This window comes from Streptomyces sp. NBC_01476, assembly GCF_036227265.1.
GTDB lineage: Bacteria > Actinomycetota > Actinomycetes > Streptomycetales > Streptomycetaceae > Actinacidiphila.
Genome location: NZ_CP109446.1, coordinates 6,033,687 through 6,054,074 on the forward strand (window position 1 = coordinate 6,033,687; position 20,388 = coordinate 6,054,074).

16 protein-coding genes are annotated in these 20,388 nt (G+C 71.7%); 12 read left to right on the plus strand and 4 right to left on the minus strand.

Going from position 1 to position 20,388, the window contains the following annotated elements:
- Window positions 1-200: 200 nt before the first annotated feature.
- The gene (mutM, locus tag OG552_RS26475) at window positions 201-1,073 is read left to right on the plus strand and encodes a bifunctional DNA-formamidopyrimidine glycosylase/DNA-(apurinic or apyrimidinic site) lyase (RefSeq protein ID WP_329137043.1); all 873 of its coding nucleotides are present in this window, start codon (window positions 201-203) and stop codon (window positions 1,071-1,073) included.
- 82 nt (window positions 1,074-1,155) lie between these two features.
- On the opposite strand, the gene OG552_RS26480 is transcribed toward mutM, so the two are convergent.
- A complete protein-coding gene (locus OG552_RS26480; protein ID WP_329137044.1) occupies window positions 1,156-2,040 on the minus strand; it encodes a CAP domain-containing protein in 885 nt (294 codons plus the stop codon).
- A gap of 159 nt (window positions 2,041-2,199) precedes the next feature.
- On the opposite strand from OG552_RS26480, the gene OG552_RS26485 reads away from it, so the two are divergent.
- The 5 genes from OG552_RS26485 to ftsY all read left to right on the plus strand — a co-directional run bounded on the left by OG552_RS26485 (window position 2,200) and on the right by ftsY (window position 9,739).
- Window positions 2,200-2,481: an acylphosphatase gene (locus OG552_RS26485; RefSeq protein ID WP_329137046.1), complete on the plus strand. Its 282-nt coding sequence runs from the start codon at window positions 2,200-2,202 to the stop codon at window positions 2,479-2,481.
- 307 nt (window positions 2,482-2,788) lie between these two features.
- Entirely contained in the window at window positions 2,789-2,992 is a 204-nt protein-coding gene (locus tag OG552_RS26490) for a hypothetical protein (RefSeq protein ID WP_329137048.1), read from the plus strand.
- Window positions 2,993-3,209: 217 nt separating this feature from the next.
- Window positions 3,210-6,785, plus strand: coding sequence for a chromosome segregation protein SMC (smc, locus tag OG552_RS26495; protein ID WP_329137050.1), 3,576 nt, complete (start codon window positions 3,210-3,212; stop codon window positions 6,783-6,785).
- 258 nt (window positions 6,786-7,043) lie between these two features.
- A complete protein-coding gene (locus OG552_RS26500) occupies window positions 7,044-8,459 on the plus strand; it encodes a sugar porter family MFS transporter (protein ID WP_329137052.1) in 1,416 nt (471 codons plus the stop codon).
- 74 nt (window positions 8,460-8,533) lie between these two features.
- Entirely contained in the window at window positions 8,534-9,739 is a 1,206-nt protein-coding gene (ftsY, locus tag OG552_RS26505; RefSeq protein WP_329137053.1) for a signal recognition particle-docking protein FtsY, read from the plus strand.
- A gap of 83 nt (window positions 9,740-9,822) precedes the next feature.
- Here ftsY and OG552_RS26510 read toward each other — a convergent pair whose 3' ends face one another.
- Entirely contained in the window at window positions 9,823-10,545 is a 723-nt protein-coding gene (locus OG552_RS26510; RefSeq protein WP_329137055.1) for a bifunctional DNA primase/polymerase, read from the minus strand.
- A 326-nt stretch (window positions 10,546-10,871) separates the two neighbouring features.
- Here OG552_RS26510 and nsdA point away from each other — a divergent pair, with 326 nt between their 5' ends.
- The 6 genes from nsdA to OG552_RS26540 all read left to right on the plus strand — a co-directional run bounded on the left by nsdA (window position 10,872) and on the right by OG552_RS26540 (window position 18,894).
- Complete coding sequence (nsdA, locus tag OG552_RS26515; protein ID WP_329137057.1) at window positions 10,872-12,338, plus strand: transcriptional repressor NsdA; 1,467 nt, start codon at window positions 10,872-10,874, stop codon at window positions 12,336-12,338.
- Between the two features lie 229 nt (window positions 12,339-12,567).
- Window positions 12,568-13,902: an ammonium transporter gene (locus OG552_RS26520; RefSeq protein WP_329137059.1), complete on the plus strand. Its 1,335-nt coding sequence runs from the start codon at window positions 12,568-12,570 to the stop codon at window positions 13,900-13,902.
- Window positions 13,899-14,237, plus strand: coding sequence for a P-II family nitrogen regulator (locus OG552_RS26525; RefSeq protein WP_329137061.1), 339 nt, complete (start codon window positions 13,899-13,901; stop codon window positions 14,235-14,237). The genes OG552_RS26520 and OG552_RS26525 overlap by 4 nt, the downstream gene beginning before the upstream one ends.
- 29 nt (window positions 14,238-14,266) lie before the next feature.
- Window positions 14,267-16,696 (plus strand): [protein-PII] uridylyltransferase, encoded by a 2,430-nt coding sequence (locus tag OG552_RS26530; protein WP_329137064.1) that lies wholly within the window; start codon window positions 14,267-14,269, stop codon window positions 16,694-16,696.
- Between the two features lie 114 nt (window positions 16,697-16,810).
- Window positions 16,811-18,373 (plus strand): signal recognition particle protein, encoded by a 1,563-nt coding sequence (gene ffh / locus OG552_RS26535; protein WP_329137066.1) that lies wholly within the window; start codon window positions 16,811-16,813, stop codon window positions 18,371-18,373.
- Window positions 18,373-18,894, plus strand: coding sequence for a GNAT family N-acetyltransferase (locus OG552_RS26540; protein ID WP_329137068.1), 522 nt, complete (start codon window positions 18,373-18,375; stop codon window positions 18,892-18,894). Before ffh ends, OG552_RS26540 begins: the two co-directional genes overlap by 1 nt.
- On the opposite strand, the gene OG552_RS26545 is transcribed toward OG552_RS26540, so the two are convergent.
- Complete coding sequence (locus OG552_RS26545; protein WP_329141150.1) at window positions 18,891-19,349, minus strand: DUF402 domain-containing protein; 459 nt, start codon at window positions 19,347-19,349, stop codon at window positions 18,891-18,893. The genes OG552_RS26540 and OG552_RS26545 overlap by 4 nt on opposite strands.
- A gap of 123 nt (window positions 19,350-19,472) precedes the next feature.
- A complete protein-coding gene (locus OG552_RS26550) occupies window positions 19,473-20,285 on the minus strand; it encodes a class I SAM-dependent methyltransferase (RefSeq protein WP_329137070.1) in 813 nt (270 codons plus the stop codon).
- Between the last annotated feature and the right edge of the window lie 103 nt (window positions 20,286-20,388).

Here is a 20,388-nt window from a genome sequence, read left to right on the forward strand (position 1 = left end):
GCTCCGCTGCTGGGAGCGCGCGGGACCGAGCGACCGGCCGGCGACAGGGCACGCACCCCGTCGCCGGCCGGAAAAAGCTGTCGCTGTCGTGGCCGGCGACGGGCCGGTTGCCAGCCGGCCGCGCGGTTCTCCTCCCGGGCTCAGTCCGGGGAGCCCCAGCGCCCCTGGCAGGCGCCCCACGTCCGTGACAGAGGAGACCCGTGCCGGAACTGCCGGAAGTGGAAGTCGTACGGCGCGGCCTGGCGACCTGGGCGAGCGGCCGTACCGTCGCCGAGGTGAGCGTGCTGCACCCGCGCGCGGTGCGCCGTCACGCGGCCGGCCCTGACGACTTCGCCAAGTCCCTGCGAGGCTCGGTGCTGGGCGAGGCCCACCGCAGGGGCAAGTACCTGTGGGTGCCGTTGGAGGAGGGCACCGCGATGGTCGCCCACCTCGGGATGAGCGGCCAGTTCCTGATCCGCCCGGTGGACGCGGTCGCGGAAACCCATCTGCGGGTCCGTATCACCTTCGACGACAGCGAGGGCACCGACCTCCGCTTTGTGGACCAGCGGACCTTCGGCGGGCTCAGTCTGCACGACACGGTGCCCGGCGACCCGGAGCAGCTGCCGCAGCCGCTCTCGCACATCGCCCGCGACCCGATCGACCCGGCGTTCGACGACGACGCCTTCCACGCGGCGCTGCGCCGCAAGCGCACCACCATCAAGCGGGCGCTGCTGGACCAGTCCCTGATCAGCGGGGTCGGCAACATCTACGCCGACGAGTCGCTGTGGCGCACGAAGCTGCACTACGAGCGGCCGACCGCGACCATGACCCGCCCGCGCACCGCGGAACTCCTCACCCACATCCGTGAGGTGATGGGCGACGCGCTGGCCGCAGGCGGCACCAGCTTCGACAGCCTCTACGTCAATGTGAACGGCGAGTCCGGCTACTTCGACCGCTCCCTCGACGTCTACGGCCGCGAGGACCTCCCCTGCCACCGCTGCGGCACCCCCATCCGCCGCCGCCCCTGGATGAACCGCTCCAGCTACTTCTGCCCCCACTGCCAAAAACCCCCACGCCCCGCCCCGCACCCCTGACCCGCACCTCGCGGCCCGCGCATGAATCAGCGCCTTCCGCGCCCGGCCGGCACTCTGGGCCGACCCGCCGCCCCGTGGCGGGTCAGAAGCCGAAGTCCTGGGTCCACCAGGGGCCGCCCGTGCCGAAGTGGATGCCTATGCCGAGGGTGGTGTAGTCGCAGTTGAGGATGTTCGCGCGGTGGCCGGGGCTGTTCATCCAGGCGTCCATGACGGCCTGTGCGTCGGCCTGGCCGCGGGCTATGTTCTCGCCGCCGAGGTTGGTGATGCCGAGAGCCTTGGCGCGGTCCCAAGGGTCCTTGCCGTCGGGGTCGGTGTGGTCGAAGAAGCCGCGGGCGGCCATCTCGTCGCTGAAGTTCTGGGCCAGCGTGTCGAGCGGGGAGCTGGCGGTCAGCGGCTTGCAGCCGGCGGTCGCGCGCTGCTCGTTGACCAGCGAGAGGATCTGGGCGCGGGCCGCGCTGACCGCGTCGGTGGTGGCCGGGGTCTGCACCGGGGTGGCGCGCGGCGGGGCGGAGGTCACGACCGGAGTCGTCGGCGCCGCGGTGGTACGGGTCGGGGTGGGAGCCGGCCGGGTGGTCGGCGGCGCGGTGGTGCGGGTCGGGGTGGCGCTGGCCTTCGGGGTGGCCGTGGTGCCGCTGGGCGTGCCCGCCGACGGGGTGGCGGTGCCGGTGCCGGTGCCGCTGCCGGTCGGCGTCGCGGTCTCACCGCCCAGCGGCGAGGGTATGTCGCTGCCGGGCATCGCGGGCCCCGGGCCGTCCGCCTGGGTACCGCCGACCGGGCCGTTCAGGTCCGGCAGCCGGCCGGCCACTCCGGACAGCAGCCCGGAGGACGCCGCGACCGCGCCCACCGCCATCACCGCCGAGGTCGCCAGCAGCCCGGTGCGTACCGGGTGGTGCTTACGGCGGCCACGGTGGCTACGGGGGCCGGGCTGAGGTGCTGCCGGCTGCGCATGACCGCCGTGTCGCCCCATCTTCCGCGCTCCTCACTGCTCCGCCTGCCGGTCGGGACCCGCCCCTCGTCCGTAACCCGAACGAGTGAAGTTCCATCGGTGGGCGACTGTAGCGAATGACGCCCGCCGACGGTGCTTTCCGGCGCGCTCCGGCCGCAACGGGAGGGATAGCGTGCGTACATGAACGAAAATGTCCGGCTCACCGCGTGGGTACGCGGCCGGGTGCAGGGCGTCGGGTTCCGCTGGTGGACCCGCGCGACCGCGCTGGAGATCGGCGGCACCGCCGGCTACGTGAGCAATCTGGACGACGGCAGGGTCCAGGTCGTCGCCGAAGGCCCCCGCGACCAGTGCCAACAGCTGCTCGACTGGCTTCGCGACGGCGACACGCCCGGGCGCGTCGACGGAGTGACCGAAATCTGGGGGGAGCCGCGCGGCGGCTACCACAGTTTTCAGATCCGGTGAGCACAACCTGTTGCCATATGACGGATGCCGTGTCAGGCTGCCCGCATCGAGGATGATCTCGAAGCCCGACGGGCAGCCCGCGGCGCAGTCAGCGCCGTGTTTTCTGAGGCGGACCCGACGGCTGGGCTGTGATCGTGTTGACCGTCCCACTAATTGGTGAGACTCTGGAAGCCCCGCGCATAGTGGCCCCAATGCGTGATAAGCGGCGGTCACGGCGTAGTCACACACCGTGCGCGGGAGTGAAAGCAACCCTCACCCACGACCCAAACCGCTTCGGTCGGTCACTCAGCGTGGAGGACCATCCATCATGGCAAAGGCGCTTCTCGGTTACGTCGGCGGTCCCGACCCGCGACTCCTCGCCGAGATGCGAAGGCTGCAGCAGCGTGTTCAGGACCTGGAATCCGAGCTCGTCCGGATGCAGGCGGAGAACGACGCCCTGGCTGTCGCCTCGCGTGAAGAGTCGCTGCTCAGCAGCCTCGACGTAGTTCGCGCGGAGCCCGTACCCGCCTGATCCGGTCTCACCGGACGGGTGTCCCGGACACCGCGTGAAGACTGCGGCAAGCTCGGCCCGCAGTCAATACAAGGGACGCTTCGGCGTCCCTTCGTCTTCTCCCACCCGGATGCTGGCCGCTGCAACGCCTCCCGTACCCCGAACCGTCAAGCTCTACGTCTGGTGTGCCCTGCACATTCATGGGTGAAACCGAGCAGCCCTAGTAGAGTCGACCGGCGTGCATCTCAAAAGCCTCACGTTGCGCGGTTTCAAGTCATTCGCCTCGGCGACGACCCTGCGCTTCGAACCCGGAATCACCTGCGTCGTCGGCCCCAACGGGTCCGGCAAGTCCAACGTGGTCGACGCGCTCTCCTGGGTCATGGGCGAGCAGGGTGCCAAGTCGCTGCGCGGCGGCAAGATGGAGGACGTCATCTTCGCCGGGACCACCGGCCGGCCTCCGCTGGGCCGGGCCGAGGTCTCCTTGACCATCGACAACTCCGACGGCGTGCTGCCGATCGAGTACACCGAGGTCACCATCACCCGGATCATGTTCCGCAACGGTGGCAGCGAGTACCAGATCAACGGTGACACCTGCCGGCTGCTGGACATCCAGGAACTGCTCTCCGACTCCGGCATCGGCCGGGAGATGCACGTCATCGTCGGCCAGGGCCAGCTCGACTCGGTGCTGCACGCCGACCCGATGGGCCGCCGCGCCTTCATCGAGGAGGCGGCCGGCGTCCTCAAGCACCGCAAGCGCAAGGAGAAGGCGCTGCGGAAGCTGGACGCGATGCAGGCCAACCTCGCCCGGGTGACCGATCTGACCGCGGAACTGCGCCGCCAGCTCAAGCCGCTCGGCCGGCAGGCCCAGGTCGCCCGCCGGGCCGCCGTCATCCAGGCCGACCTGCGCGACGCCCGGCTCCGGCTGCTCGCCGACGACCTGGTGACGCTGCGGGAGGCGCTGAGCGCCGAGGTCGCCGACGAGGCCGCGCTCAAGGAGCGCCGCGACACCGTCGAGGCCGAACTCACCGAAGCCCTGCGCCGCGAGGCCCACCTGGAAGAGCAGGTACGGGCGCTCACCCCGCGGGTCAACGACGCCCAGGCCACCTGGTACGCCCTCTCCCAGTTCTCCGAACGGGTCCGCGGCACCATCGGCCTGGCCGAGCAGCGCCACCGGCACGCCACCGGCCAGCCCGCCGAGGAGCGCAGGGGCCGCGACCCGGAGGACATGGAACGCGAGGCCGCGCGGATCCGCGAGCAGGAGGCCGAGCTGAGCGAGGCGCTGGACGCCGCCCAGCGCGCGCTGGACGACACCATCGGCCACCGGGCGGAGCTGGAACGCCGTCTGACGGAGGAGGAGACCCGGCTCAAGGCCGCCGCCCGCGCCATCGCCGACCGCCGCGAGGGCCTGGCCCGGCTGAACGGCCAGGTCAACGCGGCCCGCTCCAAGGCGGTCGCCGCCGAGGCCGAGATCGGCCGGCTCGCCGCGGCCCGCGACGAGGCCAGGGAGCGCGCCGAATCCGCCCAGACGGAGTACGAGGAGTTGCGCGCCCAGGTCGAAGGGCTCGACGCCGACGACTCCGAACTGGAAGCCCGCTACGAGACCGCCCGCGCCGAGCAGGCCGCCGCCGAGGAGGACTTCAGCGCCGCCCGGGAGGCCGCCACCGCCGCGGAACGGCAGCGCGCCGGCGTCACCGCCCGCCGGGACGCGCTCGCCCCGGCGCTGCGCCGCAAGGACGGCACCGGAGCGCTGCTCGGCAAGCCGGGAGTGCTCGGCTCCGCGGCGACGCTGCTGCATGTCACCCCCGGCTACGAGATCGCGGTCGCCGCGGCGCTGGGCGCCGCCGCCGACGCGGTCGTCGTTCCCAGCCCTTCGGCCGCCGCCGAGGCGCTGCGGCTGCTCCGTAAGGAGGACGCGGGCCGCGCCGCGCTGCTGCTCGCCGGCGCCCCGGAACCGCCTCAGGACGCCGGGCCCGGCCCCGACCTTCCGCCCGGCGCCCGGCTCGCCACCGGACTCGTCACCGCGGAGGGCGAGTTGGAGCCCGCGGTACGCCGGCTGCTGGCAGGTGTGGTGGTCGTCGGGACGCTCGCCGAGGCCGAGGCCCTGGTGATACGGCACCCGGCCCTGACCGCGGTGACCGCGGAGGGCGACGTGCTGGCCGCGCACCTGGCGCAGGGCGGTTCGGCGAAGGCGCCCAGCGTGCTGGAGGTGCAGGCCCAGGTGGACGAGGCCACCGCCGAGCTGGCCCGGCTGGAGGAGCTCTGCGCCGAACTGGCCGAGCGGCAGCAGACGGCCAAGGAGCGGCGGGCCGGCGCGGCCAGGGCGGTGGAGGAACTGGCGCAGCGGCGCCGGGCCGCGGAGAAGGAGAAGTCCTCGGTGGCCCAGCAGCTCGGCCGGTTCGGCGGCCAGGCCCGCGCCGCGGCGGGCGAGGCCGACCGGGCGGCGGCGGCCGTCGTACGGTCCGAGGAGGCACTGGCCGCGGCCCGCGAGGAGGTGGAGGAGCTCTCCTACCGGCTCAGCGAGGCCCAGGAGGAACCCGGCGACGAGGAACCGGACACCTACGTCCGTGACCGGCTTGCCGCCGACGGCGCCAACGCGCGGCAGACCGAGATGGAGGCCAGACTCCAGGTCCGTACCCACGAGGAGCGGGTCAAGGGCCTGGCCGGCCGCGCCGACGGACTGGACCGGGCGGCCCGCGCCGAACGCGAGACCCGCGCCAGGGCCGAGCAGCGCAGGGCCCGGCTGGCCTACGAGGCGTCGGTGGCCGCGGCGGTGGTGGCGGGCGCCCGCGGGCTGCTGGACTGTGTGCAGGTCTCGCTCGGGCGGGCCGAGGCCGAGCGGGCAGCGGCCGAACACGCCCGCACCGAGCGGGAAGCGGCCCTCGGTCAGGAGCGGCGCCGCGGCCGGGAGCTGAAGGGCGAACTCGACAAGCTCACCGGCGATGTGCACAAGGGCGAGGTGCTGGGCGCCGAGAAGCGGCTGCGGATCGAGCAGTTGGAGGCCAGGGCGCTGGAGGAGCACGGCATGGAGCCCGCCGGGCTGGTCGCCGAGTACGGCCCCGGGCTGCCGGTGCCGCCGTCACCGGCCGCCGAGGGCGAGATCCTGCCCGAGGACTCGGAGCACCCGCGCAACCAGCCCGTCCCGTACGTCCGCGCCGAGCAGGAGAAGCGGCTGAAGGCCGCGGAGAAGGCGTACGCGCAGCTCGGCAAGGTCAACCCGCTGGCACTTGAGGAGTTCGCGGCGCTGGAGGAGCGGCACAAGTTCCTCACCGAGCAGCTGGAGGACCTGCGCAGGACGCGCGCCGACCTGCTGCAGGTGATCAAGGACGTGGACGAGCGGGTGGAACAGGTCTTCAGCGCGGCCTTCCACGACACCGCCCGCGAGTTCGAGGGCGTCTTCTCCCGGCTCTTCCCCGGCGGCGAGGGCCGGCTCTTCCTCACCGACCCGGAGAACATGCTCACCACGGGTGTCGAGGTTGAGGCCAGGCCGCCCGGGAAGAAGGTCAAGCGGCTGTCGCTGCTGTCGGGCGGTGAGCGTTCGCTGACCGCGGTGGCGATGCTGGTGTCGATCTTCAAGGCCCGGCCGAGCCCGTTCTATGTGATGGACGAGGTCGAGGCGGCGCTGGACGACACCAACCTGCAGAGACTGATCCGGATCATGGAGGAGCTCCAGGAGAGTTCGCAGTTGATCGTCATCACCCACCAGAAGCGCACGATGGAAGTCGCCGACGCCCTGTACGGCGTATCGATGCAAGGTGACGGGGTGTCGAAAGTGATCAGCCAGCGGCTGCGGGACGGCAAGAAGGCCGCCGTCTGACGGGTGGCGGGACACCCCTGTCTTCGCAAGGTGAACGCACTGGCCCGTTCGGGCTATGCTCTGGCGTACGATTTTCCGGCTTTGCCCCCTCCGTGTGGGCTCCTCAGGTCTCCCCAGGGCCGCCGTGGCTTCGAAACTCTTAGGCATACTCCTGCCGAAGATGCCCAGACGTTCCGGTGGTGGCCGATACGAGGTCGGCCGGCACTTGTAGATCCAGACCCTCATGTGAGGGCTCACCGCCGAGCCCGAGGAGACCCCTTGACCCGCACCGCGACACCGCCCGATACGACGGACCACACCCCGGCTCCGGAACATCTCGGCCATGTCATCTTCATCACGGCCGCCGCAGCGATGGGCGGCTTCCTCTTCGGCTACGACAGTTCCGTCATCAACGGCGCGGTCGAGGCGATCCGTGACAAGTACCACATCGGTTCGGGTGAACTGGCCCAGGTCATCGCCATCGCCCTGATCGGCTGCGCGATCGGCGCCGCGGTGGCCGGCCGGATCGCCGACCGCATCGGCCGTATCCGGTGCATGCAGATCGCCGCTGTGATGTTCACCATCAGCGCGGTCGGCTCGGCGCTGCCCTTCGCCCTGTGGGAGCTGGCCTTCTGGCGGATCATCGGCGGTTTCGCGATCGGCATGGCCTCCGTCATCGGCCCCGCCTACATCGCCGAGGTCTCCCCGCCCGCCTACCGCGGCCGGCTCGCCTCCTTCCAGCAGGCCGCGATCGTGCTCGGCATCGCCGTCTCCCAGCTGGTGAACTACGCCATCCTGCAGGGCGCGAACGGCGACCAGCGCGGCAAGATCATCGGCCTGGAGGCATGGCAGGTGATGCTCGGCGTGATGGTCATCCCCGCGGTGATCTACGGGCTGCTCTCCTTCGCCATCCCCGAGTCGCCGCGCTTCCTGATCGCCGTCGGCCGCAAGCAGGAGGCCCGGGGCGTGCTCGCCGACGTCGAGGACAAGTCCATCGGCCTGGACGCGCGGCTCGCCGAGATCGAGACGGCGATGAAGCGGGAGCACAAGTCCAGCTTCCGGGACCTGCTCGGCGGCCGGTTCGGCTTCCTGCCGATCGTCTGGATCGGCATCGGCCTGTCCGCGTTCCAGCAGCTCGTCGGCATCAACGTGGCCTTCTACTACTCCTCCACGCTGTGGCAGTCGGTCGGCATCGACCCGAGCAGTTCGTTCTTCTACTCCTTCACCACCTCGATCGTGAACATCATCGGCACAGTGATCGCGATCATCTTCGTGGACCGCATCGGACGGCGCCCGCTGGCGCTCATCGGCTCGTCCGGCATGGCGGTCGCGCTGGCCCTGGAGGCGTGGGCGTTCTCCGCCAAGAACGGGGCCACGCTGCCGAACGCGCAGGGCACGGTGGCGCTGATCGCGGCCCACGTCTTCGTCCTCTTCTTCGCCCTGTCCTGGGGCGTGGTGGTCTGGGTCTTCCTCGGTGAGATGTTCCCGAACAAGATCCGCGCCGCGGCGCTGGGCGTGGCCGCCTCGGCCCAGTGGATCGCCAACTGGGCGATCACCGCGAGTTTCCCGAGCCTGGCGGACTGGAACCTCTCGGCCACCTACGTCATCTACACCTGCTTCGCGCTGCTCTCCATCCCCTTCGTGCTGAAGTTCGTCCAGGAGACCAAGGGCAAGACGCTGGAGGAAATGGGCTGACGCCCGGCGACGGGCGGGTGGCGAAAACGAGGATGCGATGATGCCCAGCGGCTTTCATTGATACTGGGGTGGTTATGGAAATTGTGATCCTTGTCGTCGTCATCGCCGTGGTCGTGGTCCTCGGGGCCGGCGGGCTGGTGATCGGCAGCCGCCGCAAGAAGCAGCTGCCGCCCACGCCCCCCAGTTCCCCGAAGATCACCACGCCTCCCGCCGAACCGCAGATCGGGGACGAGGCGGAGCCCCCGCGGGAAGAAACCCGCCGGACCATCGAAGAAGTGCCCCTGCCGGGGGCGACCGCCGCCCCCGAGGCGGAGGAGGCGGCAGCCGCCGCGGAACCCGTCGCCATCGAGGTGCCGGAGCCCGGCGCCGGCCGGCTGATCCGGCTGCGCTCCCGGCTGTCGCGCTCGCAGAACTCGCTGGGCAAGGGCCTGCTCACGCTGCTCTCCCGGGAACGGCTCGACGACGACACATGGGAGGAGATCGAGGACACCCTCATCACCGCCGACGTCGGCGTCACCCCCACCCAGGAACTGGTCGAACGGCTCCGCACCCGGGTCAGGGTGCTGGGCACCAGGACCCCGCAGGAACTGCGCGCGCTGCTCCGCGAGGAACTGATCACGCTGGTCGACCCGACCTTCGACCGCACCCTGCACACCGAGGGCCACGAGGAGACCCCCGCGGTCGTGCTGGTGGTCGGCGTCAACGGGACGGGGAAGACCACCACCACCGGCAAGCTCGCCCGGGTGCTGGTCGCCGAAGGACGCAGCGTCGTCCTCGGCGCCGCCGACACCTTCCGCGCCGCCGCCGCCGACCAGCTCCAGACCTGGGGCGAACGGGTCGGCGCGCGCACCGTGCGCGGGCCGGAGGGCGGCGACCCGGCGTCCATCGCCTTCGACGCGGTCAAGGAGGGCATCGCGGCCGGCGCCGACACCGTGCTCATCGACACCGCGGGCCGGCTGCACACCAAGACCGGTCTGATGGACGAGCTGGGCAAGGTCAAGCGGGTGGTGGAGAAGCAGAGCCCGGTGGACGAGGTGCTGCTCGTCCTCGACGCGACCACCGGCCAGAACGGCCTGGTCCAGGCCCGTGTCTTCGCGGAAGTGGTGGACATCACCGGCATCGTCCTGACCAAGCTGGACGGTACGGCCAAGGGCGGCATCGTGGTGGCGGTCCAGCGTGAGCTGGGCGTTCCGGTGAAGCTGGTCGGTCTGGGTGAGGGCGCGGACGACCTGGCCCCGTTCGAGGCCGAGGCGTTCGTGGACGCCCTCATCGGGGAGTAGGCCGGACGGAGCCCGGCGCAGCGAGCCGGTTCCGCGCAGGTGGCAGGGGCGCCCGCCCGTACGGGGGCGCCCCTCGCGCGTCCTCAGGCGTACGCCTGGTCCCGGTGGCTGACGTACGCCAGGGTGCCGAGGAGCAGGCGGGCCTCGGGCGGCTGCTGCATCGCGTCGAGGCGGGGCTCGCGGAGCCAGTGGACCGGGCCGAGACCGCCCAGGTCGGAGGGCGGCGCGGTGACGTGGTCACCGGGGCCCAGGCAGCGCAGGTCGAGCTGCGCGTCGTCCCAGCCCATCCGGTAGAGCAGATGGGGGAGTTCGGCGGCGGCGCCCGGTGCCACGAAGAACTGCGCGCGGCCGGCCGGGGTGAGCAGCACCGGGCCGAGCCGCAGCCCCATCCGCTCCAGCCGGACCAGCGCCCGGCGGCCCGTGGCCTCGGCCACGTCGATGATGTCGAAGGAGCCGCCCACCGGGAGGAGCACCGCCGCACCCGGCACCCGGGCCCACGCCTCGGTGGCCGCCTCCATCGCGGTGCCGGCCGGGATCTCACCGGCGAAGGCCAGTGGATGCGCCCCTGGCTCCGCGCACCCGGAATTCCCGCACGAGCAGTCCGAGCCGCCGCGGGCCACCCGCGCGCCGGGGACCACCGCCCAGCCGCAGAGGCCGGTGTACTCCGCGACATTGAGGCACACGCCGGCGCGTGTCCTGCGCCGCGCGCTGTTGCGTACGCCGGCGAGCGCCGCCACCCGGGCGGCGTTCCGCACGCCGGTCCGCTGCTGTCGCATCTCCCGCATGCTGCCGATCGTGAACACCATGACACCTCCAACGGATCGCCGCCGCCGATGGTTACGCACTCGCCTGACCTCATCTGATCGGCATGTGTCAAGTGAATCGTGAGAGACAGCGGTCGAGTTCATTCGAAGGGGTGGCGAATGGTGGCGTTTCCGGGACAGCGGTCGCCGGACGGGTGATGGTAGGACTACGTTCAGTCGATGGGTCCCCAGCGGTGATTCGTGTGCTCGCCCGGTTATGCCGGAGGCATCCGCGCTCCGCACGATCGGCCGCAGCTGATCCTGCGGATTGCGCGACAGGGCTCAACAGACCCTGGTATCCAAGGGTTTGACAGAAGCGGGATGGGGGCTTGGCCGTGGGCGCCACAGTGGAGAAAGAGCCCAATGCGCAACTGAACTCGTGGTTCGTGCGCAGTGGCTGGTCCAAAGGAGAGTTGGCGCGGCAGGTCAACCGCCGGGCACGGCAGCTGGGTGCCCACCACGTCAGCACCGACACCTCCAGAGTGCGGCGCTGGCTCGACGGCGAGCAGCCGCGGGAGCCGATTCCCCGCATCCTCTCCGAGCTGTTCTCCGAGCGCTTCGGCTGCGTCGTCCCGATCGAGGACCTCGGCCTGCGCTCGGCGCACCAGCCGCAGGCCGGCGGTGACGTCGACCTGCCGTGGGCGGGACCGCAGACCGTCCAGCTGATCAACGAGTTCTCCCGCAGCGACCTGATGCTCGGCCGGCGCGGCTTCCTCGGCACCTCGCTCGCGCTCTCCGCGGGACCCGCGCTGCTGGAGCCGATGCAGCGCTGGCTGGTGCCCAACTCCCCGTCCGGCGCCCCCACCGCGGTGGTCTCCGCCGCCCGGGACAGCGGCGGCCGGCCCTCCCGGCTCTCCGAGCAGGAGCTGCAACTCCTCGAATCCACCGCGGTGATGTTCCGCGAGTGGGACAACCAGTGCGGTGGCGGCCTGCGCCGCAAAGCGGTGGTCGGCCAGCTGCACGAAGTCACCGACCTGCTCCAGGAGCCGCACCCCGAAGCGGTCTCCCGCCGGCTCTACCGGATCACCGCCGACCTCGCCGCGCTGGCCGGCTGGATGAGTTACGACGTCGGTCTGCAGCCCACCGCCCAGAAGTACCTGGTGCTCGCGCTGCACGCGGCCCGGGAAGCCGGCGACCGGCCGCTGGGCGCGTTCATCCTCTCCTCGATGAGCCGCCAGATGATCCATCTGGAGCGCCCCGACGACGCCCTGGAGCTCATCCACCTCGCCCAGTACGGCAGCCGCGAGACCGCCAGCGCCACGACCCAGTCGATGCTGCACGCGCTGGAGGCCCGCGCGTACGCCAACATGGGCCAGGTCAACAAGTGCCACCGCGCGGTCCGGCTGGCCGAGGACACCTTCGCCGACGGCCGCGCGGACGAGAACCCCGCCTGGATCAGCTTCTTCAACGAGGCCGAGCTGCACGCGGAGAATGCCCACTCCTACCGCGATCTCGCCTATGTGGCCGGCCGCAGCCCCACCTACGCCACCCTCGCGCACCCCGAGATGGCGATGGCCGTCGAGGGCTTCCGCGACGACCCGGTCCACCAGCGCGCGTACGCCCTCAACCTGGTCGGGATGGGCACCGTCCATCTGCTGATGCAGGAGCCGGAGGCGGCCGCCGAATTCACCGACCGGGCGATCACCGTGGCCAAGCGGGTCCGCTCCGAGCGGGTCAATACCCGTATCCGGAAGACCACCCGCACGGCGGTACGGGACTTCGCCGGAGTGGCCGCCGTGACCCGGCTGGCCGACCGCCTTTCGGAGGAACTTCCGGAAGTCGCCGAGTCGGCGTGACCATGACGTGACACTGATCGGAACGCCCGCCCAGCCCCACCCGTAACCCGTATACATCCTTCCACCACAGTGCGGGACGGTTCATCTTGGCGTAACACACGCGACTTCTTCGTCACGACGGTGAAACACCGTGCGGCATCGTAGGAAACCCGGCTGAGCCAACCTCATGGCGAAAACCGGCCCACTTTGCACCGCCCGCACGGGCCGTTCGGATGACGAGGAGACGCCGATGGCACCAGCCATCATCACACTTGCCGCGGATGCGCCCAAACTTGACACCGGAAATACCGCCTTTCTGCTGCTGAGCTCCGCGCTCGTCATGCTGATGACGCCGGGCCTGGCGTTCTTCTACGGCGGCATGGTCCGGGTCAAGAGCACCTTGAACATGCTGATGATGAGTTTTATCAGCCTGGGGATCGTGACCCTGCTGTGGACCGCATACGGTTTCAGCTTCGCGTTCGACGGTGACAACGGCGGATTCCTCGGTGGCACCAGCTGGCTCGGCCTGCGGGACATCGCGCCGGACGCCCTGTGGGGTGCCACCGGGACCCCGGTGTTCGCGTTCGCCGCGTTCCAGCTCATGTTCGCCGTCATCACCCCCGCGCTGATCAGCGGGGCGCTCGCCGACCGGGTCAAGTTCGTCTCCTGGTCGATCTTTATCGCCCTGTGGGTCACCGCGGTGTACTTCCCGGTCGCCCACTGGGTCTGGGGCGGTGGCTGGCTCGGCCAGAAGGGCGTCATCGACTTCGCCGGTGGTACCGCGGTGCACATCAACGCCGGTGCCGCGGCCCTCGGTGTGATCCTGGTGATCGGCAAGCGCAAGGGCTTCAAGCGTGACCCGATGCGTCCGCACGGCATGCCGTGGGTGATGCTCGGTGCCGGCCTGCTGTGGTTCGGCTGGTTCGGCTTCAACGCGGGCTCCGAGGTCACCTCCGACGGTGTGGCCGCGACCGCGTTCATCAACACCCAGATCGCCACCGCCGCGGCCATGATCGGCTGGCTGCTCTACGAGCGGCTGCGGCACGGCTCCTTCACCACCCTGGGCGCCGCGTCCGGCGCGGTGGCCGGCCTGGTCGCCATCACCCCGTCCTGTGCCTCGGTCAGCCCGCTGGGTGCCATCGGTGTCGGCGTCCTCGCCGGCGTCGCCTGCGCCGCGGCGGTCGGCCTGAAGTACAAGTTCGGCTACGACGACTCGCTCGACGTGGTCGGTGTCCACATGGTCGGCGGTATCGTCGGCTCGCTGCTGATCGGCTTCCTGGCCACCGGTGGTGTCGGGCAGGACGTCAAGGGCGTCTTCTACGGCGGGGGCTGGGACCAGCTGGGCAAGCAGGCGATCGGTGTCTTCTCGGTCCTGGGCTACTCGCTGGTCGTCTCCGCCATCCTGGCCAAGGCGATCGACCTGACGATCGGCTTCCGGGTCACCGAAGAGGTCGAGGTCAACGGCATCGACCAGAGCGAGCACGCCGAGACCGCCTACGACTTCTCCGGGGTCGGCAGCGCCGCGAGCTCGGCGGTGCCGGGTGACCTGATCGAGGCTGTCGGGACCAAGAAGGTGGACGCGTGAAACTCATCACCGCCGTCGTCAAGCCGCACCGGCTCGACGAGATCAAGGAAGCCCTGCAGGCGTTCGGGGTGCACGGTCTGACCGTCACCGAGTCCAGCGGCTACGGCAGGCAGCGCGGCCACACCGAGGTCTACCGTGGCGCCGAGTACACCGTCGACCTGGTGCCGAAGATCCGGATCGAGGTCCTCACCGAGGACGCCGACGCGGATCAGCTGATCGAGGTCATCGTCAAGGCCGCCCGAACCGGCAAGATCGGTGACGGCAAGGTGTGGAGCATCCCGGTCGACACGGCCGTCCGGGTCCGCACCGGCGAGCGCGGGCCCGACGCGCTCTGACCGTTGAACATTCCAGCGCTGGAGAACGAGTGACCGAAAGCGTCGAAGCGCAGGACGGCAGTTACGCGGCGGCCCGGCTGCGTCTCCTCACCGAGGAGACGCAGTCCGGGCCGCCGCGCCGCGCCGCCCTGGCCGGCCTCACCGACCAGTGGCTCGCCTCGCTCGCCACCGAAGCCGCCGCGGCCACCGGCACCACCGGCTACGCCCTGATGGCGGTCGGCGGCTACGGCCGCGGCGAGCTGTCCCCCCGCAGCGACCTCGACCTGGTGCTGCTGCACGACTCCCAGAAGTCGGTCGGCGCGCTGGCCGACCGCATCTGGTACCCGGTCTGGGACCTCGGCGTCGCCCTGGACCACTCCGTCCGCACCCCCGCGGAAGCCCGCAAGGCCGCCGCCGAGGACCTCAAGGTGCAACTGGGCCTGCTCGACGCCCGGCACATCGCCGGCGACCCGGCGCTCACCTCCACGCTGCGCAGCGCCGTGCTCACCGAGTGGCGCAACCAGGCCCCCAAACGGCTCCCCGCCCTGCACGAGATGTGCCTGGAGCGCGCGGAGCGCCAAGGTGAGCTCTCCTACCTGCTGGAACCCGACCTCAAGGAGGCCCGCGGCGGTCTGCGGGACGCCACCGCCCTGCGGGCGGTCGCCGCGTCCTGGCTCGCCGACGCCCCCCGTGAGGGCCTTGAGGAGGCCCGTACCCGGCTGCTGGACGCCCGCGACGCCCTCCACCTGGTCACCGGCCGGGCCACCGACCGCCTCTCCCTCCAGGAGCAGGACCAGGTCGCCGACTCCCTCGGCCTGCTCGACGCCGACACACTGCTGCGCGAGGTCTACGAAGCCGGCCGCCGGATCGCCTACGCCTCCGACGTCACCTGGCGCGAGGTGGGCCGGGTGCTGCGCTCCCGCGAAGCCCGCCCGCGCCGCCGCGGCCTGCTCGGCCGCAGCCGCAACCTGCCCGAGGCCACTCCCGAGCGCGTCCCGCTCGCCGACGGCGTCGTGGAGCTGGAGGGCGAGGCGGTCCTCGCGCTGCCCGCCAAGCCCGAGCGTGACCCCGTCCTGGTGCTGCGGGCCGCCGCCGCGGCCGCCCAGGCCGGGCTGCCGCTGTCCATCCACGCGGTACGCCGGCTGGCCGCGACCGCCCGGCCGCTGCCCGTGCCGTGGCCCGCGGAGGCCCGCGAGCAGCTGCTCACCCTGCTCGGCGCCGGCGAGTCCACCGTCCTGGTGTGGGAGGCGCTGGAGGCCGAGGGCCTGATCACCCGGCTGATCCCGGACTGGGAACGGGTCCGCTGCCGCCCGCAGCGCAACGCCGTCCACCGTTTCACCGTCGACCGGCACCTGGTCGAGACCGCCGTGCAGGCCGCCGGGCTCACCCGCCGGGTCGGCCGCCCCGACCTGCTGCTGACCGCCGCGCTCCTGCACGACATGGGCAAGGGCTGGCCCGGCGACCACAGCGAGGCCGGCGAGACCATCGCCCGCGACGTCGCGGTGCGGATCGGCTTCAACAGCGCCGACGTCGACACCCTCGCGCTGCTGGTCCGCCACCACCTGCTGCTCATCGAGACCGCCACCCGGCGTGACCTGGACGACCCCGAGACCGTTCGCATGGTCGCCGAGACCGTACGCGACACCTCCACCCTGGAGCTGCTGGCCGCGCTCACCGAGGCCGACGCGCTCGCCACCGGGCCGGCCGCCTGGAGCACCTGGCGGGCCTCGCTCCTGGCCGACCTGGTGGAGCGGGTGGCCGGAGCGCTCGACACCGGCGCGCTGCCGGACAGCGGCGACAGCCAGCCCACCGCCGAGGAGGAGCGCCTGGCCATCGAGGCCGCCCGCACCGGCGGCCCGGTGCTGGCGCTGCACGCCCACACCGAGCCCGAGGGCGAGGGCGAGGCCCGCGAGCAGGCGCTCGGTGTGGAGCTGCTGCTGGCCGCGCCGGACCGGCCCGGCCTGATCGCCGAGGCGGCCGGCGTCCTTGCGATGCACCGGCTCACCGTCCGCGCCGCCGACCTGCGGGCCTTCGACCCCATCGGTGAGGGACATGTGGCGCTGCTGAGCTGGCGGGTCTCCGCGGAGTACGGCGCGCTGCCCGAGGTGGCACGGCTCCGTACCGACCTGGCCCGCGCCTTCGAGGGCACCTTGGACATCGAGTCCCGGCTGGCCGAACGCGAGGCCGCCTACCCGCGCCGCCGCGGCATCACCCCGCCGCCGCCCCGGGTCTCGGTGGCCCCCGGCAGCACCTCGCAGACCGCCACCGTGCTGGAGGTACGCGCCCACGACGCCCCCGGGCTGCTGCACCGGATCGGCCTGGCCCTGACCGCCGCCGCGGTCACCATCCGCTCGGCCCGCATCTCCACGCTGGGCGCCAACGCGGTCGACGCCTTCTACGTCGTCGGCAAGGACGGCAGCCCGCTGCCGCAGGCCCGGGCGACGGAGGTGGCCCGGCAGGTGGAGGAGGCGCTGCGGTAGGCCGCGGGGGCCTGGTTTCCGCCGGTTCCGGCAGGCGTGGGCTGCTCGGCCGCCGGGGCGGATACCCTGGAAGGCGACTGTGCCCACCCCTGACGACGAGGATCTGCAACCACCGTGTTCGATACCCTCTCCGATCGCCTCGCCAATACTTTCAAGACCCTCCGGGGCAAGGGGCGCTTGTCCGAGGCGGACATCGACGCCACGTCCCGGGACATCCGGATCGCCCTGCTGGAAGCGGACGTCGCCCTGCCGGTGGTCCGGGCCTTCATCGCCAACGTCAAGCAGCGCGCGCTGGGCGCCGAGGTGTCCCGGGCGCTGAACCCCGCGCAGCAGCTGATCAAGATCGTCAACGAGGAACTCGTCACCATCCTCGGCGGCGAGACCCGCCGGCTGCGCTTCGCCAAGCAGCCGCCGACCGTGATCATGCTGGCCGGCCTCCAGGGCGCCGGTAAGACCACGCTGGCCGGCAAGCTCGGACAGTGGCTGCACAAGCAGGGCCACACCCCGCTGCTGGTCGCCTGCGACCTCCAGCGGCCCAACGCGGTCAACCAGCTCTCGGTGGTCGCCGAGCGGGCCGGCGTCGCGGTCTTCGCACCCGAGCCGGGCAACGGCGTCGGCGACCCGGTGAAGGTCGCCCGCGACTCCATCGAGTTCGCCAAGAGCCGCCAGTACGACGTCGTGGTGGTGGACACCGCGGGCCGCCTGGGTGTCGACCAGGAGATGATGCAGCAGGCCGCGGACATCCGTGACGCGGTCCGGCCGGACGAGATCCTCTTCGTGGTCGACGCGATGATCGGCCAGGACGCGGTGAACACCGCCGAGGCGTTCCGGGACGGCGTCGGCTTCGACGGGGTGGTCCTGTCCAAGCTGGACGGCGACGCCCGCGGCGGCGCCGCGCTCTCCATCGCGCACGTCACCGGCAAGCAGATCATGTTCGCCTCCAACGGCGAGAAGCTCGACGACTTCGACGCCTTCCACCCGGACCGGATGGCGTCGCGCATCCTCGGCATGGGCGACGTGCTGTCGCTGATCGAGCGGGCCGAGCAGACCTTCAGCCAGGCCGAGGCCGAGAAGATGGCGGCCAAGCTGGCGAAGGGCCCCAAGGAGTTCACGCTCGACGACTTCCTGGAGCAGATGGAGCAGGTCCGCAAGATGGGCTCGATCTCCAAGCTGCTCGGGATGCTGCCGGGCATGGGCCAGATCAAGGACCAGATCAACAACCTGGACGAGAAGGACGTCGACCGCACCGCGGCGATCATCAAGTCGATGACCCCCGGCGAGCGGGCCGACCCGCACATCATCAACGGCTCGCGCCGGGCCCGGATCGCCCGCGGCTCCGGGGTCGAGGTCAGCGCGGTCAAGGGCCTGGTGGAGCGGTTCTTCGACGCCCGCAAGATGATGTCCCGGATGGCACAGGGCGGCGGCATGCCGGGCATGCCGGGCGTCCCCGGGATGGGCGGCGGTCCCGGCCGGCAGAAGAAGCAGCAGAAGCAGGCCAAGGGCAAGCGCCAGTCGGGCAACCCGATGAAGCGCAAGGCCGAGGCAGCGGCGGCCGCGGCCCGCCGCGAGCAGCAGGCCGAGGAGCCGCAGCAGGGCAGCAACCCGTTCGGCCTGCCGGGCGGCACCGGCGGCAAGGACTTCGAACTGCCCGAGGACTTCAAGAAGTTCATGGGCTGATGCGGGTCTCGATCCGGCCGCCCCACCCGGACGACGCCGCGGCGCTGCGCGAAGCGGTCCTGCGGTCGGTGGCGCACCTCAGCCCGTGGAACCCGGTCGATCCGGACGGGTTCCACGAGCTGATGCGCCGGCAGGGACTGGAGTTGCGCACCTTCCTCATCGTGAACGACGAGGACGGCGGCATCGTCGGCAAGTGCAATGTCGCCAACATCGTCCGCGCCCGCTTCCGCAACGCCTCGCTGGGCTACGACAGTTACCTGCCGTACAACGGCACCGGGCGGATGAGCGAGGGCATGCGGCTGGTCGTGGACCGCTGCTTCACCAGCTACCCGGACGGCCTGGGCCTGCACCGGCTGGAGATCAACGTCCAGCCGGACAACACCCGTTCGCTGGCGATGGCGAAGCGCCTGGGGTTCCGGCACGAAGGCTTCTCACCGCGGATGCTCTTCATCAACGACGCCTGGCGGGACCATGAGCGCTTCGCGCTGACCGCCGAGGAGTGGCCGGGCCTGTCCGCCTAGCCGGCCAGCAGAGCGCTGAACCCGCCGCCGCGGGCAAGCGCTTCCAGTTCCTCCAGCGCGCCCAGCGCCCGGCCGGCCGCCTCGGGGTCGCGGACCGCGAGGCCGCTGCGCGCGAACTCGTCCTCGTCCAGCCGCAGCACGGTGCCGCCGTCCGCGGACCGCCACAGGTCGAGGTCCAGGTCCTCCACGCACACGCCGTCGTCGGTGACCACCGCGGGCCGGGTGATGTCGCAGTACCAGCCCTTGAGCCGGCCGCCCGGGCCCCGGACCTCCTTGACCGCGTACCAGCGGTCGCGCCAGTAGTGCTCGGTGAAGACGTCGCCGGGTTCGAAGCGGACGAAGCCGAAGTCCCGTACCCGCGGCAGCGCCCAGGGGGCGGTGACGCCGATCCGTACGCCGTCGTCGTGGAGTACGGCGGCGGCGTAGCGGACCTTCTGGCGGCCGGCTTTCAGCAGCCGGACGGATGTCGAGGTACCGGGGAGAACACGGTGGGCATGGCGCCACCCTCGCGGAGGCGGTGGGCTCCCGCCACCGGATTCCGGCGGGCCGCGCGGGTCCGGTGGGCCGCGCGGGTCCGGTCAGACCCGGGCTATGAGGTAGCGGAAGACGTTTTCCATCCGGATGGTGCCGCCCGGACGGCGGTAGGGGTGGAGGGCCTCGGCGATCTCCTTGTCCACCTGCTGGCGGTCGGTGGCGTCGATGGCGGCGTCGAAGACGCCGGTGGAGACCAGACCGCGGACGGCGCTCTTCAGGTCGGAGTAGCCGAAGGGGCACGAGACACGGCCGGAGCCGTCCGGCCGCAGACCCGCGGACCGGGCCAGGTCCTCAAGGTCGTCACGGCCGCTGAGGCGGATGTCGTGCAGGCGGGGTCCGCGGGGTTCGGCCAGCCGGGCGGCCATCCGCAACACCCGTGAGGTGGCGCAGCGTTCGGGCGGTCCCCAGCCGGCCAGCACGACGGTGGTGCCGGGCGCGGCGCCGGCCGCCGCGGCGGACAGGGCGGGTTCCAGTCCGGCGGCCGGGGCCGCGGGGTCGAGAGCGGTGATCACGGTGAAGCCGCCGCCGAGCGCGTGGTCGCGCGGGGTGCCGGGCAGCAGTCGGGGGACGGGTTCACGGGAGCACCGCGCGGGATCGGGCAGCAGCCGCTCCCGGGCCACCGCCAGCCGGGTCTCGTCGGTGTCGCAGCCGGTGACGTCCGCCCCTCGGCGGGCCGCCAGCAGCAGGGCCAGACCGGTGCCGCAGTCCAGTCCCAGCAAACGCGTGTACGGGCCGACCTCCAGCCGGTCGTACACCGTCTCGTAGAGCGGAACGAGCATCCGTTCCTGGATCTCCGCCCAGTCTCTCGCCCTGCCCTCCGCACCGGGCCTGGTACCGCGATAGAGCGTAGGTGCCATCGAAGCCCCAATCAGCAGCGTGGTGCGCCTTCCCCCCCGTGGTCCCTGCGTGCCGCACACGTCCCCCGAGAGCCAGACAACTGCGGAATCCAGCCCCCGTCCA

Bases quoted from the DNA above. Each gene is read 5' to 3' on its own strand.
- OG552_RS26520 (WP_329137059.1), top strand. From the start codon at position 12,568: ATGGCACCAGCCATCATCACACTTGCCGCGGATGCGCCCAAACTTGAC.
- OG552_RS26480 (WP_329137044.1), bottom strand. From the start codon at position 2,040: ATGGGGCGACACGGCGGTCATGCGCAGCCGGCAGCACCTCAGCCCGGC.
- OG552_RS26550 (WP_329137070.1), bottom strand. From the start codon at position 20,285: ATGGCACCTACGCTCTATCGCGGTACCAGGCCCGGTGCGGAGGGCAGG.
- OG552_RS26485 (WP_329137046.1), top strand. From the start codon at position 2,200: ATGAACGAAAATGTCCGGCTCACCGCGTGGGTACGCGGCCGGGTGCAG.
- OG552_RS26510 (WP_329137055.1), bottom strand. From the start codon at position 10,545: ATGGTGTTCACGATCGGCAGCATGCGGGAGATGCGACAGCAGCGGACC.
- OG552_RS26540 (WP_329137068.1), top strand. From the start codon at position 18,373: ATGCGGGTCTCGATCCGGCCGCCCCACCCGGACGACGCCGCGGCGCTG.
- ftsY (WP_329137053.1), top strand. From the start codon at position 8,534: ATGGAAATTGTGATCCTTGTCGTCGTCATCGCCGTGGTCGTGGTCCTC.
- OG552_RS26490 (WP_329137048.1), top strand. From the start codon at position 2,789: ATGGCAAAGGCGCTTCTCGGTTACGTCGGCGGTCCCGACCCGCGACTC.